1 rRNA gene is annotated in these 529 nt (G+C 54.1%); it reads right to left on the bottom strand.

The annotated features are described in order from the left end of the window. Positions 1-43: 43 nt before the first annotated feature. Positions 44-529: ribosomal RNA gene (locus QYS36_RS14790) — 16S ribosomal RNA — on the bottom strand; the annotation flags it as partial.

Genomic DNA, 529 nt, shown 5'->3' with positions numbered 1-529 from the left:
GCAATTCGTGTGGGTGCTTATGAATAAGCTGCGATCTTTCGATTAAGGAGGTGATCCAGCCGCAGGTTCCCCTACGGCTACCTTGTTACGACTTCACCCCAGTCATGAATCACACCGTGGTAACCGTCCTCCCGAAGGTTAGACTAGCTACTTCTGGTGCAACCCACTCCCATGGTGTGACGGGCGGTGTGTACAAGGCCCGGGAACGTATTCACCGTGACATTCTGATTCACGATTACTAGCGATTCCGACTTCACGCAGTCGAGTTGCAGACTGCGATCCGGACTACGATCGGTTTTATGGGATTAGCTCCACCTCGCGGCTTGGCAACCCTTTGTACCGACCATTGTAGCACGTGTGTAGCCCTGGCCGTAAGGGCCATGATGACTTGACGTCATCCCCACCTTCCTCCGGTTTGTCACCGGCAGTCTCCTTAGAGTTCCCACCATAACGTGCTGGTAACTAAGGACAAGGGTTGCGCTCGTTACGGGACTTAACCCAACATCTCACGACACGAGCTGACGACAGC

It is taken from the genome of Pseudomonas sp. G34 (assembly GCF_031119625.1).
GTDB lineage: Bacteria > Pseudomonadota > Gammaproteobacteria > Pseudomonadales > Pseudomonadaceae > Aquipseudomonas.
The sequence above is the reverse complement of the archived record's forward strand: the minus strand, read 5'-3'. Positions and strand labels throughout refer to the sequence as shown.